Here is a 24,472-nt window from a genome sequence, read left to right as displayed (position 1 = left end):
TACATGGATATCGGTCTGCGCGAATGGCTTATCGTTATCGGGCTTATCGTGATCGCCGGCATTCTCTTCGACGGTTGGCGGCGGATGCGGGGCGGCAAGGGCAAGTTGAAGTTCAAGCTCGACCGCAGTTTCGCCAATCTGCCGGACGACGACGGCGACTCGGCTGAACTGCTGGGGCCGGCGCGCGTGGTCGAGCATCGCGAGCCATCCTTCGACGAACAGGACCTGCCCAGCGTCAGCGCCCGCGAAGCCAAGGAACGCAAGGGCGGCAAGCGCCAGGAAGAGCCGCGCCAGGGCGATCTGGACCTCGACGAGGGGCTGGCCCTGGAGGCGGACCCGAGCGATGCCGCCGAGACGGTGGAGCCGCGCAAGGGCAAGTCGAAGGGCCGCAAGGAGAAAGAGCGGGAGAAAGCCCCTGCGGTTGCTGCCGAACCTGCCCCGGTCGACGAGGTGCTGATCATCAACGTCATCGCCCGCGACGAGAGCGGCTTCAAGGGGCCGGCATTGTTGCAGAACATCCTCGAGAGCGGCCTGCGCTTCGGCGACATGGACATCTTCCATCGCCACGAAAGCATGGCCGGCAATGGCGAGATCCTGTTCTCCATGGCCAATGCGGTGAAACCGGGCACTTTCGACCTGGACGACATCGACAACTTCAGCACCCGCGCCGTGAGCTTCTTCCTCGGCCTGCCGGGGCCGCGCCATCCGAAGCAGGCCTTCGACGTGATGGTTGCCGCCGCGCGCAAGCTGGCCCACGAGCTGAACGGCGAGCTGAAGGACGAGCAGCGCAGCGTGTTGACCGCCCAGACCATCGAGCACTACCGCCAGCGCATCATCGACCATGAGCGTCGCAGCCTGATGCAGAAGCGCTGATCCGGCCACAGCCCCTTTCTTCGTACGGGAGGGGGCGAACTACTCTATAGAGCAGCCGAGGCTGCTCTTTTCGTTTCACGGACTCCCACCATGACCGACACCCAGGCTGCCGCCGAACGCATCGCGCAACTGCGAACCGAACTGGACACCCACAATTACCGTTACTACGTGCTCGACGAACCGAGCATTCCCGACGCCGAATACGATCGCCTGTTCCGCGAGTTGCAGGCGCTGGAGGCCGAGTACCCGCAACTGCTGATGCCCGACTCGCCGACCCAGCGGGTCAGCGGCACGCCGGCCTCGGCGTTCGGCGAAGTGCGCCATGAGATCCCCATGCTCAGCCTCGGCAACGCCTTCGAGGAGCAGGACCTGCTGGACTTCGACCGCCGCGTACGCGAAGGACTGGCCGACCTGTTGCCTGGCGGCGACCTGCTCGGCGGTGGCGCGGAGGTCGAGTACAGTTGCGAGCCGAAGCTGGACGGCCTGGCCGTCAGCCTGCTCTACGAACGCGGCCAACTGGTGCGCGGCGCCACCCGTGGCGATGGCAGCACCGGCGAGGACATCACCAGCAACGTACGCACCATTCGCAACGTACCGCTGAAGCTGCACGGCGAAGGCTGGCCGGAGATCCTCGAAGTGCGCGGCGAGGTGTTCATGTCCAAGGCCGGTTTCGAGGCGCTCAACGCCAAGGCCGTGGAAACCGGCGGCAAGACCTTCGCCAACCCGCGCAACGCGGCGGCCGGCAGCCTGCGCCAGCTGGATTCGAAGATCACCGCCAGTCGCCCGCTGGAATTCTGTGCCTACGGCTTCGGCCAGGTCAGCGGGACGCTGCCGGACACCCAGGTGGGCATCCTCGAGGCGTTCCGCGGCTGGGGTATCCCCATCAGTCGCGAGCTGCGCCTGGTCAAGGGCGCCCAGGCCTGCCGCGACTACTACGACGACATCGGTCGCCGACGCGATGCGCTGGCCTACGAGATCGACGGCGTGGTGTTCAAGGTCAACCGCATCGCCTTCCAGCGCGAACTGGGCTTCCGCGCGCGCGAGCCGCGTTGGGCGATCGCCCACAAGTTCCCCGCGCGCGAGGAGTTGACCGAGCTGCTGGGTGTCGAGTTCCAGGTCGGCCGCACCGGCGCCGTGACCCCGGTGGCACGCCTCAAGCCGGTGCAGGTGGCCGGCGTCACGGTGTCCAATGCGACCCTGCACAACATGGATGAAGTCGCCCGCCTGGGCCTGCGCATCGGCGATACGGTGGTGATCCGCCGTGCTGGCGATGTGATTCCGCAGGTCATGCAGGTGGTGCTCGAGCGCCGCCCGGCGGATGCGCAGGCTATCGAGGTGCCCGAGCATTGCCCGGTCTGCGGCTCGGCCGTGGAGCGGACCCAGTTGGTCAAGCGCAGCAAGGGCAAGGAGTCGATCAGCGAGGGCGCCATCTATCGCTGCGTCGGCCGCCTCTCCTGTCAGGCGCAGTTGAAGCAGGCGATCATCCATTTCGTATCGCGCCGGGCAATGGATATCGACGGTCTTGGCGACAAGATCGTCGAGCAACTGGTGGATCGCGGGCTGGTCGCCTCGCCGGCGGATCTCTATACCCTGACCTATGAACAGGTGTTCGAGCTGGAAGGGTTCGCCGAGCTGTCCACCAACAACCTGCTGGCGGCCATCGCCGATAGCCGCAAGCCTTCGCTGGCGCGCTTCATCTTCGCTCTGGGGATTCCCGACGTCGGCGAGGAAACCGCCAAGCTGCTGGCGCGTTCGCTGGGTTCGCTCGAGCGGATCGGCAAGGCGCTCCCGGAAGTGTTGACCTACCTGCCGGACGTCGGCGCCGAGGTAGCCTACGAGATCCACAACTTCTTCGCCGACGAGCACAACCGCCAGGTGATCGCCCAGTTGCGCGATGCCGAACATGGCGTGCAGTTGCAGGAAGAGGGCGAGGTCGCCGCGGAGTTCGCCGCCTGTGCCTCGCTGGCCGGTTTCATCGACAAGCTGAACATTCCCTTCATCGCCGCCACCGGCGCGGAAAAGCTGGCCAGCCGCTTCGGTTCGCTCGACGGCATCATCCGCGCCGACTGGCTCGATCTACGCCAGGTGGAGCGTCTGCCCGAGCGAGCGGCGAAAAGCCTGCGCGATTTCTTCGACGAGCCGGCCAACGTGCAGCGTGCCCTGGCCATCGAGGCGCAGTTGCGTGAGTTCGGCATGCATTGGCAGAGCGAGCGCAAGGCGGTCGAAGGCCTGCCTCTGGCCGGGCAGACCTGGGTGCTGACCGGCACCCTGGAGGCGATGAGCCGGGACGTGGCCAAGGACAAGCTGGAAGGGCTCGGCGCCAAGGTGGCCGGCTCGGTGTCGGCCAAGACCCACTGCGTGGTCGCCGGGCCCGGCGCCGGCTCGAAGCTGGCCAAGGCCAACGAGCTGGGCGTGAAGGTGCTCGACGAAGACGGCCTGCTGAAACTGTTCGACGAGCACGGCGTCGCCCGCTGAAGCGGCGGCGCTGCTGCGAAAGATTTCCGAAGACTGGAGTTAACGATGGACAAGGCAAGAAAGCAGCGGTTGCTGGGCGTGCTCGCATTGGTGGTGCTGTTCGGCGCCTACGTGGGTTGGAGCGAGCGGCCGCGCATCCTGCTGCATTACAGTGGCCAGGCTTCGGCGCCGATCGCCTACAGCTACAAGGAGCAGGGCGTGGAAACCTTCTCCGGGGAGATCCGGCCCGGCCAGGTCCGCGAGTTTCCGGTGAAGCTGTTCGGCGGCAGCGATTACCGGATCGCCTTCTCCTTCCATCGCGGTGAGGAGAAGTATGCGTCGTTCAGCACCAAGCCGGGCTGGGGCACCCTGGACCTGTATGTCGATACCGAGCTGAGCGTATCGACCCAGCCGCCGCCGGAGGGTCTGATCCAGCAGCAATGAACCGCTTTCGCGAAATGGATTGCAAACGTAAGTGCTTGAAGTGGTTGTAACTTACGCGCAAGCCGGTAGAATGGCGCGGCCTACCCGAGGGTAGGCTGCAATGGTGGCCCTGTCGGTCCCCCCGCAACGATTACCCGTCAACCTGGTCAGGTCCGGAAGGAAGCAGCCACAGCGGGAACATCGTGTGCCGGGGTGTGGCTGGCGGGGCCGCCTCCATTTCAGGCCCGCCATTTTCCGCACGCCGCCGCCGCTCTTATCGGTAGCGCTGCAGTATCTCCTCGATCTCTCCGCTGCGCTTCATTTCCTCGAACGTCTTCAGTATCGCTTCCACCGGAACCTCTGCGGAGTCCCGCACCATGCAGCTCACCGCCGTCTCTTCGAGCTGCGCGGCTTCCTGGAGTGGCGGCTGCCCCGGCGCCTGGCGGTTGCTCCAGTGCAGCGACAGTTGATGGCTGACCGCGTAGCGGTAGCGGCCGGCGCGCAGCTTTTCCAGCACCAGATCCTGGGTGCGCGCATCGTCGCGGCGCAGTCGGCCGATGTCGAACAGCGCTTGCAAGCGGGGATAGCTGTAGCCAAGGACGGTACCGATACGCTGGGCCGGCAGCGCCTCGGGAATCGGCGCGAAGCCTTCGCGGGCGACCAGGATGTCGCGTTGCACCAGCAGCGCGACGCTCCAGCGATAGCCGGGGAAGTCGTGGCTGAGCCAGGCGGGGCTGATGTAGCAGCGGACATCGATTTCGCCAGCGTTCATCGCCTGCTCGATGCGCCCGCGCGGGTAGGGGTGGTAGAGCGCCTTGCGGCCGACCTGCCGGGCAAGGGAGCGGGTGATGTCGTAGACGATGCCGTCGATCGGCTGGCCCCGTTGCAGGCGGACCAACGGCATGCTCCAGCTTTCCATCACCGAGAAGCGCAATGGCGTCGCGTCGGTCTCCACGGCCGTCGCTGGCAGGGCCGCGAGCAACTGCAGCAGGAGCAGCGCAGGTGCGCCGAAATGAGGCATGAACGATGTCAGGGAAGGTAGAGTCATTGCCACCGACGAGGGCTGCTGAAGGGCCAGGGGAATTCTTAGCACGCAGTTTGCCAAGTCGGCGAGCGCAGAAGGGGTAAATTGCGCTAGCATTGGCCGACTTGTGCTTCCCTTCTGCGACGGTTTTCGATGAGTTATCAAGTTCTTGCGCGTAAATGGCGTCCCCGTTCCTTCCGTGAAATGGTCGGCCAGACCCATGTGCTCAAGGCTCTGATCAACGCCCTGGACAACCAGCGGCTGCACCATGCCTACCTGTTCACCGGTACCCGCGGGGTCGGCAAGACCACCATCGCGCGGATCCTGGCCAAGTGCCTGAACTGCGAGACCGGGGTCAGCTCCACGCCGTGCGGCGAATGCTCGGTCTGTCGCGAAATCGACGAAGGCCGCTTCGTCGACCTGATCGAAGTGGACGCCGCGAGCCGGACCAAGGTCGAGGATACCCGCGAGCTGCTCGACAACGTGCAGTACTCGCCGACCCGCGGACGCTACAAGGTCTACCTGATCGACGAAGTGCACATGCTCTCGTCGCACAGTTTCAATGCGCTGCTCAAGACCCTCGAGGAGCCGCCGCCGCACGTCAAGTTCCTGCTGGCCACCACCGACCCGCAGAAGTTGCCGGTGACCATCCTCTCGCGCTGTCTGCAGTTCTCCCTGAAGAACATGCCGCCGGAGCGGGTGGTCGAGCACCTGACCCACGTGCTCGGAGCCGAGAACGTGCCCTTCGAGGATGACGCCCTGTGGTTGCTCGGGCGCGCCGCCGACGGCTCGATGCGTGACGCCATGAGCCTGACCGACCAGGCCATCGCCTTCGGCGAGGGCAAGGTGCTGGCCGCAGACGTGCGGGCGATGCTCGGTACCCTCGATCACGGCCAGGTCTATGGCGTGCTCCAGGCCTTGCTGGAGGGCGATGCGCGCGCCCTGCTCGAAGCGGTGCGCCACCTGGCCGAGCAGGGGCCGGACTGGGGCGGCGTGCTTGCCGAAATACTCAACGTGCTGCACCGCGTCGCGATCGCCCAGGCCCTGCCGGAAGCGATCGACAATGGCCAGGGCGACCGCGAGCGGGTGCTGGCCCTGGCCCAGGCGTTGCCGGCGGAAGACGTACAGTTCTATTACCAGATGGGCCTGATCGGCCGCCGCGACCTGCCGCTGGCGCCCGATCCGCGTAGCGGCTTCGAGATGGTGTTGCTGCGGATGCTCGCGTTCCGCCCGGCGGACGCCGACGGCGCGCCGAGGACGCCGCTAAAGGACCTGGGGATCAGCAAGGCCACGACTGATCCCGCCAACTCCCCCGTGGCCGGCGCGGCCTCGCCTGCGCCGGTCGCTGCCGTTGCTCCCGCGCCTGTCGTGGCTGCGCCCGTCGAAGCCCCGGCTGCCCCGCCGGCAGCGCCATCCGCGCCGCCGGCGGCGGTCGAGGCGCGCGTCGCGGAAGCGGTTGTCGAAGAGCCCGCCGCCGCAGCAGAGGTCGTCGACTTGCCCTGGGAAGAGCCGGCGCCGAGCCTCGCTGCCGAGCCCGAGCCCGAGCCCGAGCCCGAGCCCGAGCCCGAGCCGCTAGCCGTGGAGGCTCCCTCGGTCCCTCCGGCAGTGGCGGTCGAGGCGGTGGTGGAAACCGTTCTGGAAGCCCTGCCGGCTGCGTTGCCGGTAGCACCTGACGAGCAGGACGAGCAGGACGACGAGCCACCGCCCGCGGACGACTATTACGAAGTCGATATGGATACCCTGGCCTACCTGGATGCCGCGCCCGAGCCTGACGTGGTCGTGGTGGAGGAGCCGCTGCCGGCGGCGAAGCCGGCCACCGGCCTGGCCGCGGAGTGGCTGGAGCTGTTCCCGCGGCTCGGCCTCGGCGGCCTGACCGCCAGCATCGGTGCCAACTGTACGCTGGTAGCTGCCGACGACGACCACTGGCATCTGCATCTCGATCCGGGCCAGAGCGCGCTGTTCAACGCCACCCAGCAGCGGCGGCTGAACGATGCGCTGAACCAGCACCTGGGGCGCACCCTCAAACTGGAGGTGACCCTGCAGAAGCCTGAGCAGGAGACCCCGGCCCAGGCAGCGGCACGCCGGCGTGCCGAGCGCCAGCGGGCGGCCGAGGCATCGATCGATGCCGACCCGTTGGTCCGGCAGTTGCGCGAGCAGTTCGCCGCGGTGGTCCGTGACGGTACCATCGAACCTTTGGAAGCCAAGGCCTGACCGGCGCTTGGCGCACGCAACAAGACGACATTCGAGGTGAAGAACATGATGAAAGGTGGCATGGCCGGCCTGATGAAGCAGGCGCAGCAGATGCAGGAAAAGATGCAGAAGATGCAGGAAGAACTGGCCAACGCCGAAGTGACCGGGCAATCCGGCGCCGGTCTGGTCAGCGTGGTGATGACCGGGCGCCACGACGTCAAGCGCGTCAGCCTGGACGACAGCCTGATGCAGGAAGACAAGGAAATCCTCGAAGACCTGATCGCCGCCGCGGTCAACGATGCGGTGCGCAAGATCGAGCAGAACAACCAGGAAAAGATGTCCGGCTTCACCTCGGGCATGCAACTGCCGCCCGGCTTCAAGATGCCCTTCTGATCCCGCGTTCGTGCCGGGTCCGCCTTCTTCGGACGGCGCCCGGCAGCCATTCCCCTCCCTCTATCCGACGAGTCCTGCATGAGTTTCAGCCCGCTGATCCGCCAACTGATCGAGTCCCTGCGCATTCTTCCCGGTGTCGGGCAGAAGTCGGCCCAGCGCATGGCGCTGATGCTGCTGGAGCGCGATCGCAGCGGCGGCCTGAAGCTGGCCCAGGCGTTGACCGCCGCGATGGAAGGGGTCGGTCATTGCCGGCAGTGCCGTACCCTCAGCGAGGAGGAGTTGTGCCCGCAGTGCGCCGACCCGCGACGCGACGACTCGCTGCTCTGCGTGGTGGAAGGCCCGCTGGACGTATTCGCGGTGGAGCAGACCGGCTACCGCGGCCGCTATTTCGTGCTCAAGGGACACCTGTCGCCGCTCGACGGCCTGGGGCCGGAGGCGATCGGCATTCCCGAACTGGAAGCGCGGATCAGGGACGGAGCCTTCAGCGAGGTGATCCTCGCCACCAACCCCACCGTGGAAGGCGAGGCCACCGCCCACTATATCGCCCAGCTACTGGCCGGCCGCGGCCTGACCTTGTCGCGTATCGCCCATGGCGTGCCGCTGGGTGGCGAGCTGGAGCTGGTCGATGGCGGCACCTTGGCCCACGCCCTGGCCGGACGGCGGCCGATCTCCTGAGCTCTGTGCCTCCCGTGTCCGTAGGAAGGGCGGCCTATACGCCCTCGCCGATGGCCAGTTTCCCGTATTGAAAACCAAGCAAGCGCTAGGTAAGTTCTGAGGCTCCCATCAGGAGCCCGGCCATGACTGACTTCCAGCAGTACTTCGACGAGTCCCATCAACTGATCCGGGATTCGGTGCGCCGTTTCGTCGAGCGCGAGGTGTTGCCGCACATCGATGAATGGGAGGAGGCCGAGGAATTTCCCCGTGAACTCTATCTCAAGGCCGGCGCGGCCGGGATCCTCGGCATCGGCTACCCGGAAGCCTACGGCGGCAGTTGCGAAGGCGATCTGTTCGCCAAGGTGGCGGCCAGCGAAGAGCTCATGCGCTGCGGTTCCGGCGGCTTGGTCGCCGGGTTGGGATCGCTGGATATCGGCTTGCCTCCGGTGGTCAAGTGGGCCCGTCCCGAGGTGCGCGAGCGGGTGGTGCCGGCGGTGCTGCGCGGCGAGAAGATCATGGCCCTGGCGGTCACCGAGCCCTCTGGCGGCTCCGACGTGGCCAACCTGAAGACCCGTGCGGTGCGCGATGGCGATCATTATCGCGTCAGCGGCAGCAAGACCTTCATCACCAGCGGCGTGCGCGCGGACTACTACACGGTGGCGGTGCGTACCGGCGGCGAGGGTTTCGCCGGCATCAGCCTGCTGCTGGTGGAGAAGGGCACTGCCGGGTTCAATGTCGGCCGCAAGCTGAAGAAGATGGGCTGGTGGGCGTCGGATACCGCCGAACTGTTCTTCGACGACTGCCGGGTGCCTGCGGAAAACCTGATCGGCGTGGAGAATGCCGGCTTCGCCTGCATCATGGCCAATTTCCAGAGCGAGCGCCTGGCCCTGGCGGTGATGGCCAACATGACCGCGCAACTGGCTCTGGAGGAGTCGCTGCGCTGGGCGCGCGAGCGAGAAGCGTTCGGCAAGCCGATCGGCAAGTTCCAGGTGCTGCGCCATCGTCTCGCGGAAATGGCCACGCAACTGGAGGTTTCCCGCGAGTTCACCTATCGCCAGGCAGCGAAGATGGCTGTCGGCAAGAGCGTGATCAAGGAGATCTCGATGGCCAAGAACTTCGCTACCGATGTCGCCGATCGCCTGACCTATGATGCCGTGCAGGTGCTCGGCGGCATGGGCTACATGCGCGAAAGCCTGGTGGAGCGGCTGTATCGCGACAACCGGATTCTCTCCATCGGCGGCGGTTCGCGGGAAATCATGAACGAGATCATCGGCAAGCAGATGGGGTTGTAGGGCCGCGTTCTATCAGGTGAAGTCCAGGTCGTAATGCGCCTGGCCACAGTGCAGGCAGTCGAAGCGGTAGATGGCCGGATTGCCGCCGGGCGTATAGGCGTCGACGAGGCGTTGCCAGGTGCTAGCCGGCCAGGCGAAATCGGCGAAGCGCTGCGCCAGGCCCTCGGCTCCCAGTTGCCCGATTTCCTCACGCCCCGCGTCGCCGCGAAAGGCGCAGGCATCCTCGCAGCAAACCAGCCAGCGCTCCTGCTGCCAGGAGGTGTAGCCGGGCGTGCGCTCGCAGACTTCGGTGACGATATCCGCGGCGACGCCGGCGTCGAGCAGCGGATAGTCGTCGGAAAAGCTCGCTTCGTAGCGCGCGGCCGCGCTGCCGTCGGCTATGCACCAGGGGCAAAGGCTGCCGGGCGGCAACTCGTGGCGGGAATAGGGCGAACCGGTGTAGACGTAGCCACGAGCCTTGCCACAGCACTGGCAGGTGGCGGCGGAAGCCTCGATGCTGCCGCTGGCGAGCGGTTCGGGATGGTAGCGGAAGTGAGGAAGGGGAGGGTTCATGACGGCCGTGCCCTGGAGACTGGCCGTCGAGTATGACGTGCCGGGCAGCCTAGCGGCTACCCGGCGGGCCTGTTCACTCGCTGGCTTCGCGGGCGCCCTGGGGGCTCTTCGGGCGCGGCGCGAAGCGCGCTGCCAGGCGCATGCTGGCGGTGACCACGCGCTGGTAGAGCACTGGCGCCAGGCGCAGCATCACGTCGATCGCGTGGGCGTCGGCGCCGATCAGGATGCGCCGGCTGTCGCGCTGCACGCCGCGCAGGATGACCTGGGCGGCCTTCTCCGGGGTGGTCCGCAGCAACTGGTCGTTGAATTGCTGGCGAGCCTTGTCGGCAGCCTGGCCGGTGACCTTGGCCATGCTCTCGTTCATTCTCGCGGTCTTGGCGATGTTGGTCTTGATCCCGCCGGGATGCACGCAACTGGCGGAGACGCCGGAGTCCTCCATGTCCAGTTCCTGGCGCAACGACTCGGTGAAGCCGCGCACCGCGTACTTGGTGGCGTTGTAGGCGCTCATGCCGGGCTGGGCGAACAGCCCGAAGACGCTGGAGACATTGACCACGTGGCCGTTGCCGGAGGCCTTCAGGTGCGGAAGGAACGCCTTGGTGCCGTTCACCACGCCCCAGAAGTTGATGTTCATGATCCACTCGTATTCCGAGTAGTCGCTGCCTTCCACGGTACCTGCGTGGGCGACGCCCGCGTTGTTGAAAATCAGGTTCACCCGGCCATGTTCGCTGGCCGCCTTGTCGGCCCAGGCCTGCACCTGCTCGCGGTCGGCCACGTCGACGACCGCGGTGGAGACGCGTACCCCGCTGCTGGCGAGCAATTGGCGGGTTTCCTCGAGAGCTGCGGCATTGACGTCGGCCAGGGCCAGGTGACAACCCTGCCTGCCCAGCTCCACGGCCAGGGCGCGACCGATGCCCGAGCCTGCGCCGGTGATGGCGGCGACTTTGTTTTCGAACGACTTCATGCGGGTACCCCTTCGGCCTGTTGGCGGGCTTCGTTGCTCAGGGCGGCGAGCGGTGTCGTGGTGAGGTGGTAGGCGGAGGCGTCGAACTGCCGGGTCAGGGCACGGAAGCGCCAGGTGAATCCCGGCCACAGGGTGCAGTTGCGGCCGCTGACCGGATGCAGGTACCAGCTCTTGCAACCGCCCACGCTCCAGACGCTGCGGTCCAGCTTGCGCTGGAGGTATTCGTTGTAGCGTTCCTGCACCGGGGCCTTGACCTCGAGACTGAGCAGTTCGCGGCGCTTCATCAGCTTCAGCGCATCGAGGACGTAGGCGATCTGCGACTCGATCATGTAGACCATCGAGTTGTGGCCGAGGCCGGTGTTCGGTCCCATCAGGAAGAACAGGTTGGGGAAGCCGGCGGTGGTAGTGCCCTTGTAGGCTTCCGGGCCCTTGGTCCAGCTGTCCAGCAGGTCGCGGCCGTCGCGACCGAAGACCACTCCGCGGGGGATAGGGTCGTTGGCGGTGAAGCCGGTACCGAAGATGATCGCGTCGACCTCGCGTTCCCGGCCGTTGCCGTCGACGATTCCATTGGCGGTGACGGCGCGGATGCCTTCGGTGATCACCGTGGAGTTGGCGGCAGCCAGGGCAGGGTAGTAGTTGTGCGACATGAGGATGCGCTTGCAGCCGATGGTGTAGTCCGGCGTGACCTTGCGGCGCAGTTCCGGATCCTTGATCTGCTTGTGGATGTGGCGGATCGCCAGGCGCTGCACCAGCTTCATTACCTGCGGGGCGAAGGTGAAGCCCAGCACCCGCCCTTCGAGCAGGCTGTAGAGGCCGCCGCGCCAGAGCTTCTGCACCAGCGGGAAGCGCCGGAAGCGCCGGCGCTCGGTTTCGCTGATTGCCCGGTCGGGTTTGGGCAGGATCCATGGCGGAGTGCGCTGGTAGAGATCGAGCGCGGCCACCAGCGGCTGGATCTCCGGGACGAACTGGATCGCCGAGGCGCCGGTGCCGATCACCGCCACGCGTTTGCCCTTGAGGTCGTAGTCATGGTCCCACTGCTGGGAATGGAAGACCTTGCCCTGGAAGTTCTCCAGGCCATCGAGGCGTGGATAGGCCGGGGTGGACAGGCCGCCCATGCCGGAAACCACGGCGTTCGCGGTGTAATGGTTGCCCTGGGCGTCATGCAGGTGCCAGAGGCTTTGCCGCTCGTCCCAGGCCAGTTTGCCGATCTCGGTGTTCAGCAGGGTCTTTTCCTGCAAGCGGTATTTTTCCCAGCACTTCTCCAGATAGGCGCGGATTTCCGGCTGGCGGGCGAACATCCGCGTCCACTCCGGGTTCGCTTCGAAGGAGAAGGAATAGACGTGGGATTGCACGTCGCAGGCGCAACCAGGGTAGTTGTTGACTCTCCAGGTGCCGCCGACGCCGGCGTCCTTTTCGAAGATCAGGAAGTCGTCCTCGCCTTCCTGGCGGAGACGGATCGCCATCCCCAGCCCGGAGAAACCGGTGCCGATGATGGCGACCTTGCAGTGCCGGGCGGCGGCAGGGGTGGGTTGGGTACTCATGGCCAAGCTCCTGTTATGATTGTTTGCTGGCGTATACACTCGTCTACCTGCGAATGTAGACATCTGTATACTTCAGGGTCAAGCCAACCTTAGGTAGGGTCGGCGCGGCGCAACGGCCGAACTTGTGGCGCATGGAAACAACCAGGTGGAACATGAGCGATATGAACGAAACGAAGGACAGGGTTGCCGACGCTCCCGGCAAACGCGCCTTGCTGGAGGCGGCCTTGCGCCTGGGCAGCAGCAGCCGCAGCCTGGGGGCCATCGGCTTGCGCGAGCTGGCGCGCGAGGCGGGCCTGAATCCGAACACCTTCTATCGGCATTTCCGCGATATCGACGATCTTGGCCTGACCATGATCCGCGACATCTCTACCCAGCTGCGCCAGCCGCTGCGCCAGCTTCGCCGCGAGGCCGCGACTCGTGCGGCGCCCGGCGCCCGAGCGCAGACGACGCCGTTCGGGCTGGACCTGGAAAGGGGGCGGCGGGTCTGCCGGGAGACGGTGCGGCTGTTCTTCGACTTCGTGGAGAGCAATCCCGCCGCGTTCATCGTCGGCGTGCGCGAACTGCATGGGGCTTCGCCGGTGCTGCGTGGTGCCCTGCGTCAGATCATGGATGAGTTCGCCGAGGACATGTCGGAGGACATCATCGAATTCAGGTTGTTGCCGGCGGTGAGCGAGGCGACCATCCGTCGCCTCTCCAGCCTGATCGGCCGCCAGCTGTTTCAGTTGTCGCTGGACTATATCGGCCAGCCGGAGCGGCGTCGGGAAATCTGCGCCCTGGGTGAGGAACAGATACTGCTGTTGTTCACCGGCGCCGCGGTCCTGCAGATGATGGGCGTTTCGTTGGACGCCGAGGCGTCAGGCCAGCTTGAGCAGGCTCATGCCGGCCAGCAGCAGCAACAGGCCGAGCCAGCCGCGCCAGGCCAGGCGCTGGCCGAACAGCGCCCAGCCCATGGCGACGGTGGCGAGGATGCCGAAGCCGCCCCAGATCGCATAGGCGAGTGACAGCTCGATGTCCTTCACCGCCTGCGCCAGCGCGGTGAAGGCGGCCATCACGCAGAGGATCGAGGCGATCCCGAGGCCGCGCCTGCGGAAACCGTCGGAGTATTTCAACAGCAGGTTGGCGACGACCTCGAGGGCGATCGCCAGGCCGAGCCAGGCGAAGGGAATCCAGTTCAGGGTCAGCATGTGACGGCCTCCCCACGGGGCTGCGCCGGCGTGCCGCTGGCGTTGCGGGTGCCGGACTTGATCAGCAGGATGCCGGCGATCATCACGCCGAGGCCGACGGCCTTGTACAGGCCGATGCTTTCGCCCAGCCAGGCGACGCTGACCGCCGTGATCAGGACGATGCCAATGCCTTCCCAAAGGGCGTAGGCGACTCCGACGGGGACACGCTTGACCGCCAGGGCGAGGAAGAAATAGGACAGGCCGATCATCCCGTACATCAGCAGCATGCCTGCGACAGGGGCGTGGGTGGCGGCCAGTTTCATCGAGGTGGTGCCGATCACTTCGGCGCCGATAGCCAGTAACAGATAGATCCAGGAACGCATGTTGCCCTCCCATGGGCACCGCGGAATGGAAGCCGCGGCCAAAGATGACGAAGAGCGGTGGCGAGGGGCGGGAAAGACCGCGAAGCGCAGGGGCGGTCGCCACCGACAGCAGGTGTCGAGGGAGGGAGCTAGAGGTCGCCGGTCCAGTGACGCTCGCGGGAGACCAGACGGGAAGTGGGGAGAGGTAATGCCTTAGTGTTCAACATAATGAACATGATATTACCTCAGGGCATCGTAAAAAGCCAATCGATAGGAATTGACTAATTATTTCCTCCGTAAAATGGCGGATTCAGGAACGGTAGTCGAAACGGAGGCTTTTCCGTGTGCAATATCCTGTTCTTCTCTCGAATAAGAAACGCCAGGCGGGGCCTGGCGTCGGGGGCGGAGCGGCACTGGCGGAGGCGGGCTTCAATCGGCGAAGGCCAGTTTGTCCTTCCAGTATTTCTCCAGTTTCGCGGTGTCGTGGTCGCTGGGGTGGAAGCCCGGCCGGTAGTAGTCCAGGTAGGGCAGCAGCAGGCGGGTGAAGAAGCCCTTGCGCAGGCCGAACAGGGTGCCCAGGCCATGCTTCCAGGAGCGCCAGTTGAACAATTGGCCGTCCTTGCGTAGCAGGTCGAGCTGGAACCAGCCGATGACGCCGAAGAACATCAGGGTGGTCAGCATCATCACCAGAACCCGGGTGAAGTAGCCGCCGTAGACTTTCTGGTACACATCGTAGGCGACGTTCTTGTGTTCGTTCTCCTCGATGGCATGCCACATCCACAGCTTGTACATCTTCGGCGACTGCATCTGGATGGTCAGGTCTTCGCGCTTGAGCAGCTGCGCGGCCATGGTCGCGGTGAAATGCTCGAGGGCGCAGGTGATCGCCAACTGGTGTTTCCTGGTGGTGACCTTGCTGACGTTTTCCAGCAGGACCTTGATCCGCAGTTCGAGGCACTCCAGGTCGACCCCGTGCTCCTCGGCATATTCGTTGTAGGCGGCATGCTCCTTGGAGTGCATCGCCTCCTGGCCGATGAAGGCGCTGACGTCCTTCTTCAGTTGCGGATCCTCCAGGCGGTCGCGCACCGCGCGCACGCTATCGACGAAGAATTTTTCGCCGTAGGGGAAAAGCGAGGACAGGTTGTTCATGAACTGGGTCATGAAGGGTTGGCCGTCCCACCAGTACTTCGGGGTTTCGCTGAAGCTGAAATCCATCCGCCGCACGGGGAAATTGGCGCGAACCGGGGAGGCGGTGCCAGTGGCAGTCATGGCTAACTCCTTTTGTTGTTCTGGGGAGGGAAACGCACAGGTTTCCTCGGGTTCCCTATGGCGAGTTCGCTATAACACCTCTGAATGTGTCATTAGCTGATGTAATTATTGCAGGATTGTCCAACAGCGGGAGGTCATTCCTGGCCATTTCGAAGTCATTAATGGCCAGGTCGGCTCGACCAGACGGAAGATGGGGCGCAAGGAGCGAGCGCGGGGCGCCAGGGCGCCCCCCGGCGTATCAACGCTCGTCGAGAGCGAACGCGGTGAGACTGAAGGTGGAGATGCCGGCGTCCTGCAGGCGAGTGGAGCCGCCGAGTTCCGGCAGGTCGATGATCGCCGCGGCCTCGAAGACCCTGGCCCCGAGGCGTCGTACCAGGCTCGCGGCCGCCAGCAGGGTCCCGCCGGTGGCGATGAGGTCGTCGAAGATCAGTACGCTGTCGCCTTCGCAGAGGCTGTCGGCATGTACTTCGAGGAAGGCCTCGCCGTATTCGGTCTGGTAGCCCTCAGCGAGTACGTCGGCGGGCAGCTTGCCCTGCTTGCGGAACAGGACCAGCGGCTTGTTCAGCGCATAGGCCACCGCCGAGCCGATGAGGAAGCCGCGGGCATCCATGGCGCCGATGTGGCTGAAATCGGCCTCGATGTAGCGCTGGACGAAGCTGTCCACGGTCATGCGCAGCGCGCGCGGCGACTGGAACAGCGGGGTGATGTCGCGGAACACCACGCCGGGCTTGGGAAAGTCCGGCACGGCGCGGATCTGCGACTTGAGGGTGAACTCGTCGAAAATCATGGAAGATCCTGGGCTGGGCGTTTTTCGGGGCCCATCATACAACGGGCCCGCGCTGAGGCGGGCCCGTCGGCGGTTCGCAGGCGCTTCAGCCTTCCAGCTGGCCGCCGGCGAGGGCGCACAGCTCGATGGAGTCGAGGATGTGCACTTCCTTGCCTTCCGCGCTGATCAGGCCGTTCTGCTGGAAGCGGGTGAAGACCCGCGACACGGTTTCTACGGCCAGGCCGAGATAGTTGCCGATCTCGTTGCGCGACATGGCCAGGCGGAACTGCTGGGCGGAGAAGCCGCGGGCACGGAAGCGCGCCGACAGGTTGACCAGGAAGGTGGCGATGCGCTCGTCGGCAGTCTTCTTCGACAGCAGCAGCATCATCTGCTGGTCATCGCGGATTTCCCGGCTCATCAGGCGCATCAGTTGGCGGCGCAGTTGCGGCAGCTGCTCGGACAGTTCGTCCAGGCGCTCGAAGGGAATCTCGCAGACCGAGGTGGTTTCCAGGGCCTGGGCGGATACCGGATAGGTCTCGGTATCCATCCCGGACAGGCCGACCAGCTCGCTGGGCAGGTGGAAGCCGGTGATCTGCTCTTCGCCGGCATCGGTGATGCTGAAGGTTTTCAGGGCGCCGGAGCGCACGGCAAAGACCGAGCCGAAAGGATCGCCCTGGCGGAACAGGAATTCGCCTTTCTTCAGGGGACGACCGCGCTTGACGATCTCGTCCAGCGAATCCATGTCTTCCACGGTCAGCGACAGGGGGAGGCACAGCGGGGCCAGACTGCAATCCTTGCAGTGTGCTTGGGGCAGTGCGCGCACCTTGATGGTTTCGGCCATTGAGGGGTCCTTGCTAGGTTAAAGGCACAACAGGAGTAAGGGTAACGCAGCCGCGATGCGGGTGCCAGCCATAGGTCTGGCAACGACCATTTCTGACAGGCCGATGGCGTTTCCAATCAGTGACTTGCGTCAAACAACTGCGACTACCTGTCGCACCCTGTCAAGGGGCGACGAAAAGGGGGCTCAAGTTCGCGACGCGTGGGCCGATCCAATGGAAGAATTCCATTTTTCCCGGAGTGACTGGAATGTTGACCCTCAGTGGCTGGATCACCACCCAGGTGCCGCCCTCGTCGCGCGCCGCCGCGGACGCCAAGGCCGCGCGGACCGGCACCGCCGAGCAGGCGGAAGACCCGGCCGCCGGCACCGACGCCGCCGATCAGCATGTACAGCTTTCCCAGGCAGGGCGCGAGCTGGCCGCCACCATGGGGGTGCCGGTGGAGGAGGAGGACGAGGATATCCCGCAGGAGTTGCGGCCGATGGTGAAGATGATCCGCGAGTTGAAGAAGAAGATCGAGGAGAAGCTCAGGGAGCTGCAGGAGGCCATGAGGTCGTCCGATCCGGGGGCGAAGGAGGCTCGCGTGCCTGAGTTGCAGAAGGAGTTGCAACAACTCAACTCCGCCCTGCAGACGGCAACGGCAGCGATGGCATCGGCCATCAAGGAGATGGGTATCAGCGACCCGGCGCTGATCATGAAGGTCATGGGCAGCCGGTAGAAGGGGCGGGGATTCACCGCCCTGTCGTGCGGGCAGGGCGGTGCGCTTTCAGATCACCCGGGAGAAGCGCTGCCGGTTGAGGCTGGGCAGGTAGCGGTCGAACAGCATGCAGATCGAACGCACCAGCAGACGTCCGGAAGACGTGATGTCGATGCCCTTGGCGTCCAGGCGGATCAGGCCGTCGGCGGCGAAGCGTTCGAGATCGGGCCACAGCTCGGCGAAGTAACTGCGGAAGTCGATGCCGAACTCTGTCTCGATATCCTCGAAGGCCAGTTCGAAGTGGCAGATCAGTTGCTGGATCACCGCGCGCCGCACCCGGTCGTCGCTGTTGCAGTGCAGGCCGCGACGGATCGCCAACTGGCCGTTGTCGAGGCTGGTCTGGTAGTCGTTGATGTCGCTGCTGTTCTGGCTGTAGAGGTCGCCGATCTGGCTGATCGCCGAGACCCCGAGACCTACCAGGTCACAGTGCCCGTGCGTGGTGTAGCCCTGGAAATTGCGTTGCAGGGTGCCGTCTTCCTGGGCGCTGGCCAGCTCGTCGTCGGGCAGGGCGAAGTGATCCATGCCGATATAGCGGTAGCCCGCCGCGGCGAGTTGCTCGGTGGTGCGCTGGAGCATTTCCAGCTTCTGGCCCGGGCTCGGCAGGTCGTCGGCGTTGATCCGCCGCTGCGGCATGAAACGCTCGGGCAGGTGGGCGTAGTTGAACACCGAGAGGCGATCCGGCTGTAGCGCGATCACTTCGTCGACCGTGCGGGCGAAGCTGTCCGGCGTCTGTTTCGGCAGTCCGTAGATCAGGTCGAGGTTGATCGAGCGGTACTGCAGGGTGCGCGCGGCCTCGACGATGGTACGGGTCTCCTCCGGGGTCTGCATGCGGTTGACCGCCTTCTGCACCTCCATGTCGAAGTCCTGTACGCCGAGGCTGACGCGGTTGAAACCGAGTTCGCGGAGCAGGCCCATGGTCGACCAGTCGGCCTCGCGCGGGTCGATCTCGATGCCGTAGTCGCCCGAATCGTCGTCCAGCAGGTTGAGGTGGGTGCGCAATTGCGACATGAGTTCGCGCAACTGGCCGGGACTGAGGAAGGTAGGGGTTCCGCCACCGAAGTGCAGTTGCTCGACCACCTGCTCGCGGGAGAGGTGGCGGCTGACGATCTCGATCTCGCGGACCAGGCGCGCGAGGTACGGCGCGCTGCGCCCGCGATCCTTGGTGATCACCTTGTTGCAGGCGCAGTAGTAGCAGATGTTGGCGCAGAACGGGATGTGCACGTAGAGCGACAGGGGGTGTCCGGCCTTCCGGCTGTCGCGCAGGGCGTGCAACTGGTCGAACGGGCCGATGCCTTCGTGGAACTGCACGGCGGTCGGATAGGAGGTGTAACGCGGGCCGGAAAGGTCGTAGCGCCGAATCAGGTCAGCGTCCCAGCGAATGGTGTCGAGCATGCCAGAGATCCCCAGTTGGCGAGCTTTAGTCGGGAAGTCTAGGGATTGCGCCGGGAAGGCCTGTTGATTTGTATCAAGCGGGTGAATGTATACAGGATGTGTCGCCCGATGTTGGGACGGGCGTCCGTCAATGCCCCATCAGCCAGGCCTGGTGCGGTCCTGGGAGGGTCCAGAGGCCGAAGAGGATGACCATCAGGCCGCCCACGATGCGTACGCCGCGACGGCGCAGCAGGGCGGTCACCCGTTCGGCGGCCATGCCGGTGGCCAGCAGAACCGGCCAGGTGCCGAGGCCGAACGCCAGCATCAGCAGCGCGCTGTCCAGTGCCGATCCCTGGCTGGTGGCCCAGAGCAGGGTGCTGTAGACCAGCCCGCAGGGCAGCCAGCCCCAGATCGCTCCGAGCAGCAGGGCCCGTGGCAGGCTGGAGACCGGCAGCAGGCGCCGGGCGAAGGGTTCCAGGTGGCGCCAGAGGCCGCGACCGAGCGCCTCGACGCGGGTCAGGCCGCTCCACCAGCCGGCCAGGTAGAGTCCCATGGCGATCAGCAGCAGCCCGGCGACCACCCGCAGCGCGCCGGCCAACGGGGTGCGCGCCACCGCCCAGCCGGCCAGGCCGAGCAGCAGGCCGGCGCAGGTGTAGCTGAGGATGCGGCCGAGGTTGTAGGCCAGCAGCAGGCGCAGACGACGGCCGCGCTGTTCGGCGGGAATGGCCAGGGTCAGGGCGCCCATCAGGCCGCCGCACATGCCCAGGCAGTGGCCTCCCCCGAGCAGGCCGAGGATCAGCGCGGAAACCAGCAGCGGCGCCAGTTCAGCCACGCGGTCGGTCCTCGGGTTTCGACGGCTTCTCCGCTTCGTCGACGCCGGCCTGGTGCTTCGGGTCTTCGTCGTCGAAGAGAATGCTGTGGGCGGGGCCGTCGAGATCGTCGTACTGGCCGCTGTCCACCGCCCAGAAGAACACGTAGATGGCGATGGCGACGATGACGATCGCGACGGGGATCAGGATGTAGAGCGCGGCCATACGGACCTCGGCGAAGGGATTCGGGTCAGCCGCAGGGCGTTGACCACCACCAGCAGCGAACTGACCGACATGCCGATCGCCGCCCAGCCCGGGGTGATCCAGCCGAGCGCGGCGAAGGGCAGGACCAGGCCATTGTACAGGCTGGCCCAGGCCAGGTTCTCGATGATGATATGGCGGGTGCGGCGCGCCAGCCGGAAAGCCTGCACCAGGCTGTCCAGGCGGTTGGACAGGAGCACCGCGTCGGCGCTGGTCTTGGCCAGGTCGGTGGCGCTGCCCATGGCGACGCTGATGTCGGCACCGGCGAGCACCGGTACGTCGTTGACTCCGTCGCCGAGCATCAGCACCCGGCGGCCCTCGCCGTGCAGGCGTTCGAGCATGGCCAGCTTGTCGTCCGGGGTCAGGCCGCCGCGGGCTTCGTCGATGCCCAGTTCGGCAGCGACGCTGGCGACCATCGGCGAGGCGTCACCGGATAGCAGGAGGGTGCGCCAGCCGCGCGCCTTGCAGGCGGCGAGCAGGGCGGGGGCGTCGCTGCGCAGGCGGTCGTCGAGACCGAACCAGGCCAGCGGTCCCTGCTCGTCGCCGAGCAGCAGCCACTGTCCGGAGTTGCCGGGCATCGCGGGCGTGGCGCTGCCGCCCAGGTAGCTGACGAAGGCGGCCTGGCCGATGCGCAGGCGGCGGCCTTCCACCAGGCCTTCGAGGCCCAGTCCCGGATGGCTTGCGACGCTGTCGGCGGCCTCCGGCGCACGGCCGAAGGCGCGGGCGATGGGGTGTTCGGAACGGTTCTCGAGGGCGGCGGCGAGGGCCAGGCAGCGATCCGCGTCGAGATCGCGCAGGGGTAGCACCTGCTTGAGCGTCAGGCGGCCTTCGGTGAGGGTGCCGGTCTTGTCGAAGATTACCGTGTCGATGTGGTTCAGCCCTTCCAGCACGTGCCCGCGCGTGATCAGCAGGCCGAGCTTGTGCAGGCTGCCGGTGGCCGCGGTGAGCGCGGTGGGCGTGGCCAGCGACAGGGCGCAGGGGCAGGTGGCGACCAGCAGCGACAGCACCACCCAGAAGGCGCGCTGGTGGTCGACCTGCCACCACAGCGCGCCGACCGCTGCGGCGACCAGCAGGACGATGAGCAGGAACCACTGCGCCACCTTGTCGGCCAGTTCCGCCAGGCGCGGCTTGTCCGCCTGGGCGCGTTCCAGCAGGCGGACGATGGCCGACAGGCGGCTGTCGTCGCCAAGGGCGCCGACCTCGACGGTCAGCGGCCCCTCGACGTTCAGGGTACCGCCGGTGACGGCGTCGCCGGCCTGGCGTGGATGGGGCAGGTACTCGCCGGTGAGCAGCGACTCGTCGACGCTGGACTGGCCGTCGAGGATCACTCCGTCGGCCGGCAGCACGGCGCCTGGCGGTACCAGTACGCGGTCGCCGACGCGCAGTTCGCTGAGCAGGATGCGCTCGCCCTGGTTGGCGGCGTCCAGGCGCAGGCAGGACGCCGGCAGCAGGTTGACCAGTTGCGCGGTGGAGGCGGCGGTGCGCTCCCGCGCGCGGCGTTCGAGGTAGCGGCCGGCGAGGAGGAACAGGGCGAACATGCCGACCGCGTCGAAATACAGCTCGCCCTGGCCGGTGATCGTCGACCAGATGCCGGCGACGTAGGCGCCGCCGATCGCCAGCGACACCGAGACGTCCATGGTCAGGTGGCGGGTGCGCAGGTCGCGCAGGGCGCCACGGAAGAACTGGCCGCAGCAGTAGAAGACGATCGGCGTGGTGAGGATCAGGCTGACCCAGCGCAGGATGCGGTCCATGCCGGCGGAAAGATCGAGGTTGAATTCCGGCCAGGTCGCCATTACCGCCATCATCACCTGGATCCACAGCAGCCCGGCGACACCGAGCTGGCGCAGGGCGCGGCGGTTCTCCATGGCCAGGCGCTCGGTGGCGCGGTCGGGTTGGAAGGGATGGCCGGCATAGCCGATCTGGCGCAGTTCGCCGAGCAACTGGCTGAGCGGCAGCTGGCTGTCCTGCCAGCGCACGTGCAGGCGATGGTTGGACAGGTTGAGCCGCGCCTCGGCCACGCCAGGCAACTGGCGCAGGTGCTTCTCGATCAGCCAGCCGCAGGCGGCGCAACTGATGCCTTCGATCATCAGGCTGGTTTCCGCCAGCTCGCCCCCATGGCGGACGAAGCCGCCCTGTACGTCCGGGCGGTCGTAGAGCTGCAACTCTTCGCTGAGCGCCTTGGGCAAGGCTTCGGGATTGGCGGCGTTTTCGCTGCGGTGCCGGTAGTAGCTTTCCAGGCCGCCGGCGACGATGGCCTCGGCCACCGCCTGGCAGCCCGGACAGCACATGGCCCGCGTCTCGCCGAGTACGCGGGCCTCGAAGCGGCTGCCGGCGGGGACCGGCAAGCCGCAGTGGTAGCAGGGCAGGGGGGCGCTCATGGGCGCTTCGCTTCTGCTCCCTGGAGCGGTTCGTCACCCAGCTCCATGACCACGGTCGGCGATACCACCTCTTCCTCGAAAAGACGCCACTGGCCGCTGCCTTCCTGGCCGAGCAGTTCGACGAAGCGACGGCCCTCGACGGCGTCGGTCAGTTGCCCGACGTAGCGCTCGCGGTCGGAGTTGCTGCGCAGCAGCTCCACGCGGCGGTCCTTCTCCGGCTGGGTCGGCGAGATCAGGTTGAGGGTGAGCCGATCCGGACGGCTGTTGCCGGTCAGGCGCACTTCGACTTCGCCGGTCAGGTCGTCGACCTTGACCTTGGCGTGCACCTGCAGGCGTACGGCCAGGTTCTCGCGTTCCAGGGAGCGGTTGATGCCCTTGCCGGCCTCGTAGTAGTTGTCGGTGACCAGGGTGTCCTGGTTGCGCACCGCGATGGTGACCAGGCTCAGCCCGAGCACCACCGAGGTCGCCAGGAGGGCCACGATGAACCAGGCCCAGAAGTGTTTGTACCAGGGTTGAGGGTGGGTCTCGGACTGCATGCTCAAGTTACTCAACGGGTGCGTGGGCCAATGAAGCGACTCTTCGCTTCTTTATGGATGCTCGGGTCGTCGGCCGACTCGATGGTGAAGACGATCTCGTTGGTGGTCGAAGGCAGCTTCTCCGGCTCGATGGACAGTTCCATCGGCAGGTTGAGGATGTCGCCCGCCGCCACCTTCAGCTCGCGCCGGCCTTCCAGGGTCAGGCCTTCGAGACCCTTGGCGCCGAGGATGTAGGTGTGGTCCTGCTGATCCTTGTTCATGATCTTCAGGCTGTACACGTTCTCGATGCGGCCGAGTTCGTTCTCGCGGTAGAGCACGCGGTCCTTGCTGACGTCGAAGCCGACCAGCGGACGCAGGACCACCGCGGTGATCAGGGCGGAGATCATCAGCACCAGGGCGATGGCGTAGCCGATCAGGCGCGGCCGGGCCAGGTGGGTCTTCTGGCCGTTGAGGTTGTGCTCGGTGGTGTAGCTGATCAGCCCTTTCGGGTAGTTCATCTTCTCCATGATGCTGTCGCAGGCGTCGATGCACGCCGCGCAGCCGATGCACTCGATCTGCAGGCCGTCGCGGATGTCGATGCCGGTCGGGCAGACCTGCACGCACATCGTGCAGTCGATGCAGTCGCCCAGGCCCTGGGCCTTGTAGTCGAGGGACTTCTTGCGCGGGCCGCGCTTCTCGCCACGACGCGGATCGTAGGAGACGATCAGGGTGTCCTTGTCGAACATCACGCTCTGGAAGCGCGCGTAGGGGCACATGTAGATGCACACCTGCTCGCGCAGCCAGCCGGCGTTGCCGTAGGTGGCCAGGGTGAAGAAGCCGACCCAGAAGTAGGCCCAGCCGTCGGCCTGGCCGGTGAGCAGCTCGGGAATCAGCTCGCGGATCGGCGAGAAGTAGCCGACGAAGGTCAGGCCGGTGACCAGGCCGATCAGCAGCCACAGGCTGTGCTTGGCGGTCTTGCGCAGCAGCTTGTTGCCGCTCATCGGAGCCTTGTCCAGCTTGATGCGCTGGTTGCGGTCGCCTTCGGTGACCTTCTCGCACCACATGTAGATCCAGGTCCACACGCTCTGCGGGCAGGTATAGCCACACCAGACGCGACCGGCGAACACGGTGATGAAGAACAGGCCGAAGGCGCAGACGATCAGCAGCCAGGAAAGCAGCATGAAGTCCTGCGGCCAGAAGGTGGCGCCGAAGATGTAGAACTTGCGCTCGGGCAGGTCCCACCAGACGGCCTGGCGGCCGCTCCAGTTGAGCCAGACGGTACCGAAGTAGAGGAGGAAGAGCGCCGCACCGCCCACCATGCGCAGTCGGCGGAAGATACCGGTGAAGGCCCGGGTGTAGATCTTCTCGCGCTTGGCGTAGAGATCGTTGTTATTGGTGTCGCCCTTGGCAGGCGGGGTGACGTCTTGAACGGGAATCTGTTTGCTCATCAGTGCGTACCACGGCAGTGGGGGGCGCCCGGCCGGTACATGCCGACAGGGTCAGAAAATAGTTGCACGCCTACTGATTATACGCCTGATCTATCAGGCTTTTTGCGGTAACTGTGCGACTTTTGGTCGCGTATTGTCCCATTCGCGCTTTTCTTTTGCACAAAATAAAACGGCGCCGGGGTT

At 65.8% G+C, this 24,472-nt stretch carries 23 protein-coding genes, 1 other RNA gene and 1 pseudogene; 10 read left to right on the top strand and 15 right to left on the bottom strand.

Annotated features, from left to right (window positions below; all coding sequences use genetic code 11):
• The first annotated feature begins 3 nt into the window (after nucleotides 1–3).
• From zipA to ffs, 4 genes are all read left to right on the top strand, one after another.
• Nucleotides 4–873 (top strand): cell division protein ZipA, encoded by an 870-nt coding sequence (gene zipA, locus LE197_RS14375; protein ID WP_003083352.1) that lies wholly within the window; start codon nucleotides 4–6, stop codon nucleotides 871–873.
• Between the two features lie 90 nt (nucleotides 874–963).
• Complete coding sequence (gene ligA / locus LE197_RS14370; protein ID WP_023109003.1) at nucleotides 964–3,348, top strand: NAD-dependent DNA ligase LigA; 2,385 nt, start codon at nucleotides 964–966, stop codon at nucleotides 3,346–3,348.
• 45 nt (nucleotides 3,349–3,393) lie between these two features.
• The gene (locus LE197_RS14365; protein ID WP_003083354.1) at nucleotides 3,394–3,771 is read left to right on the top strand and encodes a hypothetical protein; all 378 of its coding nucleotides are present in this window, start codon (nucleotides 3,394–3,396) and stop codon (nucleotides 3,769–3,771) included.
• Between the two features lie 110 nt (nucleotides 3,772–3,881).
• Nucleotides 3,882–3,978: signal recognition particle sRNA small type (gene ffs / locus LE197_RS14360), an RNA gene on the top strand.
• A 46-nt stretch (nucleotides 3,979–4,024) separates the two neighbouring features.
• Here ffs and LE197_RS14355 read toward each other — a convergent pair.
• On the bottom strand, nucleotides 4,025–4,891 hold the full coding sequence (locus LE197_RS14355) for a substrate-binding periplasmic protein (RefSeq protein ID WP_003122917.1): 867 nt from the start codon (nucleotides 4,889–4,891) through the stop codon (nucleotides 4,025–4,027).
• 36 nt (nucleotides 4,892–4,927) lie between these two features.
• On the opposite strand from LE197_RS14355, the gene dnaX reads away from it, so the two are divergent.
• The 4 genes from dnaX to LE197_RS14335 all read left to right on the top strand — a co-directional run bounded on the left by dnaX (nucleotide 4,928) and on the right by LE197_RS14335 (nucleotide 9,303).
• Complete coding sequence (gene dnaX / locus LE197_RS14350) at nucleotides 4,928–6,985, top strand: DNA polymerase III subunit gamma/tau (protein WP_058160551.1); 2,058 nt, start codon at nucleotides 4,928–4,930, stop codon at nucleotides 6,983–6,985.
• 45 nt (nucleotides 6,986–7,030) lie between these two features.
• Nucleotides 7,031–7,357 carry a YbaB/EbfC family nucleoid-associated protein gene (locus LE197_RS14345; RefSeq protein ID WP_003087236.1) on the top strand — a complete coding sequence of 109 codons (327 nt, stop codon included), beginning with the start codon at nucleotides 7,031–7,033 and terminating at the stop codon, nucleotides 7,355–7,357.
• 78 nt (nucleotides 7,358–7,435) lie between these two features.
• Complete coding sequence (gene recR, locus LE197_RS14340; protein ID WP_003087237.1) at nucleotides 7,436–8,032, top strand: recombination mediator RecR; 597 nt, start codon at nucleotides 7,436–7,438, stop codon at nucleotides 8,030–8,032.
• Nucleotides 8,033–8,154: 122 nt separating this feature from the next.
• Nucleotides 8,155–9,303 carry an acyl-CoA dehydrogenase family protein gene (locus tag LE197_RS14335; protein ID WP_003087244.1) on the top strand — a complete coding sequence of 383 codons (1,149 nt, stop codon included), beginning with the start codon at nucleotides 8,155–8,157 and terminating at the stop codon, nucleotides 9,301–9,303.
• A gap of 12 nt (nucleotides 9,304–9,315) precedes the next feature.
• Here the strand turns inward: LE197_RS14335 and LE197_RS14330 are convergent, their stop codons facing one another.
• From LE197_RS14330 to LE197_RS14320, 3 genes are all read right to left on the bottom strand, one after another.
• Entirely contained in the window at nucleotides 9,316–9,855 is a 540-nt protein-coding gene (locus tag LE197_RS14330) for a CbrC family protein (protein ID WP_023109001.1), read from the bottom strand.
• A gap of 73 nt (nucleotides 9,856–9,928) precedes the next feature.
• The gene (locus LE197_RS14325) at nucleotides 9,929–10,816 is read right to left on the bottom strand and encodes an SDR family NAD(P)-dependent oxidoreductase (protein ID WP_003087246.1); all 888 of its coding nucleotides are present in this window, start codon (nucleotides 10,814–10,816) and stop codon (nucleotides 9,929–9,931) included.
• Nucleotides 10,813–12,396, bottom strand: a complete 1,584-nt coding sequence (locus LE197_RS14320) for a flavin-containing monooxygenase (RefSeq protein ID WP_003121915.1) — start codon at nucleotides 12,394–12,396, stop codon at nucleotides 10,813–10,815. Before LE197_RS14320 ends, LE197_RS14325 begins: the two co-directional genes overlap by 4 nt.
• 92 nt (nucleotides 12,397–12,488) lie before the next feature.
• On the opposite strand from LE197_RS14320, the pseudogene LE197_RS14315 reads away from it, so the two are divergent.
• Nucleotides 12,489–12,638: pseudogene (locus LE197_RS14315) on the top strand (hypothetical protein); the annotation flags it as partial.
• 573 nt (nucleotides 12,639–13,211) lie between these two features.
• Here LE197_RS14315 and mdtI read toward each other — a convergent pair.
• The 5 genes from mdtI to anr form a co-directional block, all read right to left on the bottom strand.
• On the bottom strand, nucleotides 13,212–13,541 hold the full coding sequence (gene mdtI, locus LE197_RS14310; RefSeq protein ID WP_003103934.1) for a multidrug/spermidine efflux SMR transporter subunit MdtI: 330 nt from the start codon (nucleotides 13,539–13,541) through the stop codon (nucleotides 13,212–13,214).
• The gene (locus LE197_RS14305) at nucleotides 13,535–13,903 is read right to left on the bottom strand and encodes a multidrug/spermidine efflux SMR transporter subunit MdtJ (RefSeq protein WP_003087256.1); all 369 of its coding nucleotides are present in this window, start codon (nucleotides 13,901–13,903) and stop codon (nucleotides 13,535–13,537) included. The genes mdtI and LE197_RS14305 overlap by 7 nt, the downstream gene beginning before the upstream one ends.
• A 408-nt stretch (nucleotides 13,904–14,311) precedes the next feature.
• Nucleotides 14,312–15,148 (bottom strand): metal-dependent hydrolase, encoded by an 837-nt coding sequence (locus tag LE197_RS14300; protein ID WP_003087258.1) that lies wholly within the window; start codon nucleotides 15,146–15,148, stop codon nucleotides 14,312–14,314.
• Nucleotides 15,149–15,386: 238 nt separating this feature from the next.
• Nucleotides 15,387–15,935 carry an adenine phosphoribosyltransferase gene (locus LE197_RS14295; protein ID WP_003087259.1) on the bottom strand — a complete coding sequence of 183 codons (549 nt, stop codon included), beginning with the start codon at nucleotides 15,933–15,935 and terminating at the stop codon, nucleotides 15,387–15,389.
• Nucleotides 15,936–16,020: 85 nt separating this feature from the next.
• Nucleotides 16,021–16,755 (bottom strand): transcriptional regulator Anr, encoded by a 735-nt coding sequence (gene anr, locus LE197_RS14290; RefSeq protein WP_003087262.1) that lies wholly within the window; start codon nucleotides 16,753–16,755, stop codon nucleotides 16,021–16,023.
• 245 nt (nucleotides 16,756–17,000) lie between these two features.
• On the opposite strand from anr, the gene LE197_RS14285 reads away from it, so the two are divergent.
• Entirely contained in the window at nucleotides 17,001–17,468 is a 468-nt protein-coding gene (locus LE197_RS14285; protein ID WP_003114670.1) for a hypothetical protein, read from the top strand.
• 48 nt (nucleotides 17,469–17,516) lie between these two features.
• On the opposite strand, the gene hemN is transcribed toward LE197_RS14285, so the two are convergent.
• The 6 genes from hemN to ccoG all read right to left on the bottom strand — a co-directional run bounded on the left by hemN (nucleotide 17,517) and on the right by ccoG (nucleotide 24,289).
• A complete protein-coding gene (gene hemN / locus LE197_RS14280) occupies nucleotides 17,517–18,899 on the bottom strand; it encodes an oxygen-independent coproporphyrinogen III oxidase (RefSeq protein ID WP_003087267.1) in 1,383 nt (460 codons plus the stop codon).
• A gap of 127 nt (nucleotides 18,900–19,026) precedes the next feature.
• Nucleotides 19,027–19,710 carry a sulfite exporter TauE/SafE family protein gene (locus LE197_RS14275; protein ID WP_226034077.1) on the bottom strand — a complete coding sequence of 228 codons (684 nt, stop codon included), beginning with the start codon at nucleotides 19,708–19,710 and terminating at the stop codon, nucleotides 19,027–19,029.
• The gene (gene ccoS, locus LE197_RS14270) at nucleotides 19,703–19,912 is read right to left on the bottom strand and encodes a cbb3-type cytochrome oxidase assembly protein CcoS (protein WP_003087273.1); all 210 of its coding nucleotides are present in this window, start codon (nucleotides 19,910–19,912) and stop codon (nucleotides 19,703–19,705) included. The genes LE197_RS14275 and ccoS overlap by 8 nt, the downstream gene beginning before the upstream one ends.
• A complete protein-coding gene (locus LE197_RS14265; RefSeq protein ID WP_023109000.1) occupies nucleotides 19,891–22,326 on the bottom strand; it encodes a heavy metal translocating P-type ATPase in 2,436 nt (811 codons plus the stop codon). The genes ccoS and LE197_RS14265 overlap by 22 nt, the downstream gene beginning before the upstream one ends.
• Complete coding sequence (locus tag LE197_RS14260; RefSeq protein ID WP_003114667.1) at nucleotides 22,323–22,862, bottom strand: FixH family protein; 540 nt, start codon at nucleotides 22,860–22,862, stop codon at nucleotides 22,323–22,325. The genes LE197_RS14265 and LE197_RS14260 overlap by 4 nt, the downstream gene beginning before the upstream one ends.
• A gap of 11 nt (nucleotides 22,863–22,873) precedes the next feature.
• Entirely contained in the window at nucleotides 22,874–24,289 is a 1,416-nt protein-coding gene (gene ccoG, locus LE197_RS14255; RefSeq protein WP_003087288.1) for a cytochrome c oxidase accessory protein CcoG, read from the bottom strand.
• Nucleotides 24,290–24,472: the final 183 nt, after the last annotated feature.

This window comes from Pseudomonas sp. PS1(2021) (assembly GCF_020405165.1).
GTDB classification, from domain to species: Bacteria; Pseudomonadota; Gammaproteobacteria; order Pseudomonadales; family Pseudomonadaceae; genus Pseudomonas; species Pseudomonas aeruginosa.
Note: the sequence above shows the minus strand (reverse complement) of the source record. Positions and strands in the feature narration are given on the sequence as shown.

Coding starts and splice junctions, on each gene's coding strand:
- zipA (WP_003083352.1), top strand. CDS start 4: ATGGATATCGGTCTGCGCGAATGGCTTATCGTTATCGGGCTTATCGTG.
- ligA (WP_023109003.1), top strand. CDS start 964: ATGACCGACACCCAGGCTGCCGCCGAACGCATCGCGCAACTGCGAACC.
- LE197_RS14365 (WP_003083354.1), top strand. CDS start 3,394: ATGGACAAGGCAAGAAAGCAGCGGTTGCTGGGCGTGCTCGCATTGGTG.
- LE197_RS14355 (WP_003122917.1), bottom strand. CDS start 4,891: ATGCTAGCGCAATTTACCCCTTCTGCGCTCGCCGACTTGGCAAACTGC.
- dnaX (WP_058160551.1), top strand. CDS start 4,928: ATGAGTTATCAAGTTCTTGCGCGTAAATGGCGTCCCCGTTCCTTCCGT.
- LE197_RS14345 (WP_003087236.1), top strand. CDS start 7,031: ATGATGAAAGGTGGCATGGCCGGCCTGATGAAGCAGGCGCAGCAGATG.
- recR (WP_003087237.1), top strand. CDS start 7,436: ATGAGTTTCAGCCCGCTGATCCGCCAACTGATCGAGTCCCTGCGCATT.
- LE197_RS14335 (WP_003087244.1), top strand. CDS start 8,155: ATGACTGACTTCCAGCAGTACTTCGACGAGTCCCATCAACTGATCCGG.
- LE197_RS14330 (WP_023109001.1), bottom strand. CDS start 9,855: ATGAACCCTCCCCTTCCTCACTTCCGCTACCATCCCGAACCGCTCGCC.
- LE197_RS14325 (WP_003087246.1), bottom strand. CDS start 10,816: ATGAAGTCGTTCGAAAACAAAGTCGCCGCCATCACCGGCGCAGGCTCG.
- mdtI (WP_003103934.1), bottom strand. CDS start 13,541: ATGCTGACCCTGAACTGGATTCCCTTCGCCTGGCTCGGCCTGGCGATC.
- LE197_RS14305 (WP_003087256.1), bottom strand. CDS start 13,903: ATGCGTTCCTGGATCTATCTGTTACTGGCTATCGGCGCCGAAGTGATC.
- LE197_RS14300 (WP_003087258.1), bottom strand. CDS start 15,148: ATGACTGCCACTGGCACCGCCTCCCCGGTTCGCGCCAATTTCCCCGTG.
- LE197_RS14295 (WP_003087259.1), bottom strand. CDS start 15,935: ATGATTTTCGACGAGTTCACCCTCAAGTCGCAGATCCGCGCCGTGCCG.
- anr (WP_003087262.1), bottom strand. CDS start 16,755: ATGGCCGAAACCATCAAGGTGCGCGCACTGCCCCAAGCACACTGCAAG.
- LE197_RS14285 (WP_003114670.1), top strand. CDS start 17,001: ATGTTGACCCTCAGTGGCTGGATCACCACCCAGGTGCCGCCCTCGTCG.
- hemN (WP_003087267.1), bottom strand. CDS start 18,899: ATGCTCGACACCATTCGCTGGGACGCTGACCTGATTCGGCGCTACGAC.
- ccoS (WP_003087273.1), bottom strand. CDS start 19,912: ATGGCCGCGCTCTACATCCTGATCCCCGTCGCGATCGTCATCGTCGCC.
- LE197_RS14265 (WP_023109000.1), bottom strand. CDS start 22,326: ATGAGCGCCCCCCTGCCCTGCTACCACTGCGGCTTGCCGGTCCCCGCC.
- LE197_RS14260 (WP_003114667.1), bottom strand. CDS start 22,862: ATGCAGTCCGAGACCCACCCTCAACCCTGGTACAAACACTTCTGGGCC.
- ccoG (WP_003087288.1), bottom strand. CDS start 24,289: ATGAGCAAACAGATTCCCGTTCAAGACGTCACCCCGCCTGCCAAGGGC.